The sequence below is a fragment of the Streptomyces sp. CO7 genome (assembly GCF_053474865.1).
On record NZ_JBRIOU010000006.1, the window covers coordinates 467,604 to 471,842 of the forward strand.

General features: G+C 71.1%; 5 protein-coding genes. 1 reads left to right on the plus strand and 4 read right to left on the minus strand.

Annotation, left to right across the window (positions count from 1 at the left end; translation table 11 throughout):
• Window positions 1-190: 190 nt before the first annotated feature.
• On the minus strand, window positions 191-604 hold the full coding sequence (locus tag ACOV8S_RS23690; RefSeq protein WP_108955935.1) for an organic hydroperoxide resistance protein: 414 nt from the start codon (window positions 602-604) through the stop codon (window positions 191-193).
• 120 nt (window positions 605-724) lie between these two features.
• On the opposite strand from ACOV8S_RS23690, the gene ACOV8S_RS23695 reads away from it, so the two are divergent.
• Window positions 725-1,255 (plus strand): MarR family winged helix-turn-helix transcriptional regulator, encoded by a 531-nt coding sequence (locus ACOV8S_RS23695; RefSeq protein ID WP_448320095.1) that lies wholly within the window; start codon window positions 725-727, stop codon window positions 1,253-1,255.
• 35 nt (window positions 1,256-1,290) lie between these two features.
• On the opposite strand, the gene ACOV8S_RS23700 is transcribed toward ACOV8S_RS23695, so the two are convergent.
• The 3 genes from ACOV8S_RS23700 to ACOV8S_RS23710 form a co-directional block, all read right to left on the minus strand.
• A complete protein-coding gene (locus ACOV8S_RS23700) occupies window positions 1,291-1,905 on the minus strand; it encodes a DUF305 domain-containing protein (RefSeq protein ID WP_448320096.1) in 615 nt (204 codons plus the stop codon).
• A gap of 20 nt (window positions 1,906-1,925) precedes the next feature.
• The gene (locus ACOV8S_RS23705) at window positions 1,926-3,296 is read right to left on the minus strand and encodes a DUF1996 domain-containing protein (protein WP_448320098.1); all 1,371 of its coding nucleotides are present in this window, start codon (window positions 3,294-3,296) and stop codon (window positions 1,926-1,928) included.
• A 187-nt stretch (window positions 3,297-3,483) separates the two neighbouring features.
• On the minus strand, window positions 3,484-4,239 hold a 756-nt coding region (locus tag ACOV8S_RS23710), incomplete at its 5' end, for a glycoside hydrolase family 16 protein (protein WP_448320099.1).

Genomic DNA, 4,239 nt, shown 5'->3' on the forward strand with positions numbered 1-4,239 from the left:
TCGCGGGAGGCCGCAGGGTCGGGGCGGGGCCGTGGCGCGCCACGGTGACGGCCGCCCTGAACACCGTGATCGGCCTGGCGGTGGTCTCCGTCAAGCTGCTCGCAGGACACTGACGCCCCCGGCCATGGGGCCGGGGGCGTCAGTGGCAGGCCGACGGGGCGTCCAGGGGCGGCCGTCCGCGGGGCCGTGACTACTCGATGACGAGGTCCACCGGGATGTTGCCGCGGGTGGCGTTGGAGTAGGGGCAGACCTGGTGGGCCTGCTCGACGAGCTTGCGGCCGGTCTCCTCGTCCACCGACTCCGGCAGCTCGATGCGCAGCGTGACGGCCAGGGCGAAGCCGACGCCCTCCTTGCCGATCGACACCTCGCCGGTGACCGCGGCGTCCGAGACGTCGATCTTGGCCTGCCGGCCGACCGCGCCCAGCGCGCTGGCGAAACAGGCGGCGTATCCCGCCGCGAAGAGCTGCTCGGGGTTGGTCCCCTCACCGTTGCCGCCCAGCTCACGCGGCGGCGCCAGCTGGACGTCCAGCTTTCCGTCGGAGGCGACCGCCCGGCCGTCCCGGCCGTGCGTGGCGGTGGCGACAGCGGTGTAGAGCGCGTCCATGTGCATGCCTTCCCCAGGTGTTCCCACGGTCGGACGACCGCGGCACGACCAAGTGAAGCACACAATTAAGTTGTGCACAATCAAAGTGCGCGCGGCTCGTTCTTGGCTAGGCTTGTCCCCATGAGCCACCAGGAGCCCCGCCCCGCCGACGCCGGCCGCGGCGACGCCGCCCTCGAGGACGACTTCCTCGTCCTGGACCGCCAGATCTGCTTCTCCCTGAACGCGGCCTCGCGGGCCTTCAACGGCGTCTACCGCGTCGTGCTCAAGGAGCTCGGCCTCACCTACCCCCAGTACCTCGTGATGCTGGTGCTGTGGGAGCACGGCACGACACCGGTGAAGGGCCTGGGCGAGCGTCTGCGGCTCGACTCCGGAACGCTGTCCCCCCTGCTCAAACGCCTGGAGGCGGCGGGATTGGTGCGCCGCGAGCGCTCGGCCGAGGACGAACGGTCGGTCCAGGTCCATCTCACCGCCGACGGCGAGACTCTGCGGGACCGGGCCCGCCGCGTACCGCTCCGCATCGCCGCGGCCACCGGCCTCGACCACCAGGACGCCCTCGCGCTGCGCGCGCTGCTCGACAGGCTGACCGACGCGCTCGACGGCTTCACCCGGGGGGAGACCACGGCGGAGGCCTCCCCCACGGGCACGGACTAGGGACGCGCTCGGCTTTCGGCCGCACGCCCGCCCGCCTACGGACCTGGCTTCGCCGTGGTGCCGTCCGGCGTGGGGTGCGCCGGGCGCAGCCTGTCCAGCCAGGTGATCTGTTCGGCCGTGTTCCTCGCGATGGTCGCGGCCAGTTCTTTCGCCACGCCGGCTCGGCCGTTGGCGGCTTCGCCGGCGCAGAGCGTCCGGGACTGTGCCAGGTGGGCCAGCAGCGCCTCGGTGAGGATCTCGTCGAACTCGCGCCCCCTCGCGGCGGTCGCCCTCTCGATGGTGGCGAGGCTGACCATGCCCGGCATGTCGTGCCCCTCGTGCGGGCGGGTGTCGGGGACGCCTGAGAGCTGCAGCAGAGTGCGCAACTGTCGCAGATCTTCGCGCAGTCCCGATCCGATCCTGGCCGCCGGTGCCGCCAGGGCCGGGTCGGCCGTGCGTGAAGGCGCCAGATCGGTCAGGAGCCGCGCGCGCTCGGCCATGGGGATCATGAGCTGGATCCATGCGGTGTCGGTGGCGTTGAAGCCTGCCGACGGCGATGCACCGGCCGTCGGGGACGCACCGGCGGCTGCCGGCGATGCGCCGGTGGCCTGCGGCGACGTGCCGGCCGGCGGCTGCGTGGTGCAGCCGACAGCCAGCAGTGCCGAGGCCACGGCGCATGCCGACCGTGGGGTCAGAAGGTGCCGGCGGAGTTGCACTTGGCCTTCTGGGTGATGCAGTCCTTCACACGCTGGCCGAGAGCGGCGTTGTCCCAGGCGTTGAAGAAGTCGCCGTGGATGGACGATGCCATGCCCGAGGCCAGCCGGAAGCCTGCGGCGCTGCCACTGGTGGGGTAGCTGACGACGAAGGAGAGGTTCGGGATGGCGACGGGGTAGGCGCCGCTGCACCTGCCGTCGTTGGCGAACGCGACGTGCGACTTGTGGTCGGGACTGTCCAGGTGCTTCCCGTCCCAGCAGTCGGGGAAGACGAGCTGGTGGGTGAGGTGGGCCTTCGGGGCGCAGACCGGCCAGTTGCCGTCGGCGCTGCGGCCGGTCTCGCCGCCCTCACCGGCGCACCAGAACTGTCCGGGCGATCCCGCGGGTGTGGGCGCCTGCGCCTTGGCATCGCCCGCGATCATGCGGAATCCCTCGGGGAAGGGCACGGTCACCGTCGGATCGGGCAACCGCGAACCGTAGTAGACGATCATGCCCTCGGCCTCGACGGCCTTGTCGCCCTCGTAGAGGGTGGGAATCCAGTACGCGGAGAGGTCCTTGGCGGGGGCGCAGGTGGTCGGGGTGGCGGCCAGCAGCGACTGGGTGGTGGAGAACGCGTCCGTGCTCCGGTTGCCGAAGAAGCTGTGCATGTGGGACGCGCCGGGAAGGCCCGGCAGGACGATGGGGTCGTCCGGCTTGGAGTGGCTGTAGGTGCAGGTGGCGTTGAACTCCGGGACACGGACCGTCCCGGCGGGCACCGCGGCCGGAGTCATCGCGCGGAACTGTGCCAGTTGGGCGTTCCACCTGGCCTGGTCGACAGGGACCCATCCGGTCGCCGCTCCGTCCCCCGCGCCGGCGAAGGAGAACCAGTTGATGTTGAGGAAGTCGCCGCCGGTCGCGCCGCGCAGCACGGCGAACACGGTCTGCGATCCGGTGGGGTGGGTGGTGACCTCGGTCGCCCGGGTCACCCAGTTCTGCCAGCCCCCGGTCGGGGACGTCTGCACGACGGCGAGCAGCGGACCGGTCAGGCTGCCGGTGCGCAGCTCCACCGTGCCCGAGCCGGTGGCGGAGGCGATCCTGGCGGACACCGTCAGGCGACCGGCCGCGCCGAGATCGACGTTGTCGAAGCGCATCCAGTCGCCGTCGGCGAGGAACGCCGCGTTCTGACCGCCGCCGGTGTCGCCGGTGGCCTCCAGCACGACGCCCGACTGGGCGGCGTAGGACTCGGCCTGGACGGTGACCGTGGCGGCCTGCGCCTGCTGGGCCGAGACCGTCAGACTCAGGGCGGCGGCCAGCACGACCGTCAAAGCGCCCGCTAACAGTGTGTACAGCGAGTGGGAATGTCTGCCCATGTCACTTCCTCACGTGGGTCGGATCGAGGGGGGAACGGCACGGCCGGCTCCTTGCGGGCACGGCCATGGGAAAGGGGGCAGGGCAGCAGACCGGAGGAGGGTGCCCTGGGTGTGGTGCGGCGGAGGCTCCCGGGTCGCCTCCGGAGGCGGCAGAGCGGCGCGGGAGCTTCCCGGAGACCGGAGTGACTTACTGGTAGACCCTCACGTAGTCGACGAGCATCTTCGAGGGGAAGGGCGTACCGGCGTCCGGCGGGCCCGGCCAGTCCCCTCCCACCGCCAGGTTGAGGATCATGTAGTGCGGGTGGTCGAAGATCCACGGTCCGCGGGTCCGCTCCACCTCGTCCTTGTCGAGGGAGAACACGGTCCGGCCGTCCAGGCTGTAGGTGATGCCCTTGCTGTTCCAGTCGGCGGTCCAGGTGTGGAAGTCGTCGGAGAAGTCGGCGTTCCCGGGCAGCGTGTACGGCGCTCCGATCCCGCCTCCGCCGTTGTAGGCCGGTGCGTGGACGGTCGAGTACGCGGTCTTCACGTCCTTGCCGAGCACTTCCACGATGTCGACCTCACCGTTGTACGGCCACGGCCGGCCCGTGAGGAAGTCCGCGCCCATCATCCAGAACGCGGGCCACAGGCCGTTGCCCTTGGGCACCTTGATGCGTGCCTCGACACGCCCGTAGGTGAACTGGAACGTCGCACCCGTGTTGAGCCGAGCCGACGTGTACTGGCAGGTGCCGCTCCCGCTCAACGGATCACGCGGGCAGGACGATCCGGCGGTCGTCTCCTTGCGTGCTTCCATCACCAGGTGCCCGGACCCGTCCAGGGCGGCGTTGCGGTCGGTGTAGTACTCCAACTCGTTGTTGGGTCCGGTGCCGGGGTCCGGCCTCCACTTCGAGGCGTCGGGCCTGCTGTTGGCGGCGCCGTCGAACTCGTCGCTCCACACCAGCCGGGG

Bases quoted from the DNA above. Each gene is read 5' to 3' on its own strand.
- ACOV8S_RS23690 (WP_108955935.1), bottom strand. From the start codon at position 604: ATGGACGCGCTCTACACCGCTGTCGCCACCGCCACGCACGGCCGGGAC.
- ACOV8S_RS23705 (WP_448320098.1), bottom strand. From the start codon at position 3,296: ATGGGCAGACATTCCCACTCGCTGTACACACTGTTAGCGGGCGCTTTG.
- ACOV8S_RS23695 (WP_448320095.1), top strand. From the start codon at position 725: ATGAGCCACCAGGAGCCCCGCCCCGCCGACGCCGGCCGCGGCGACGCC.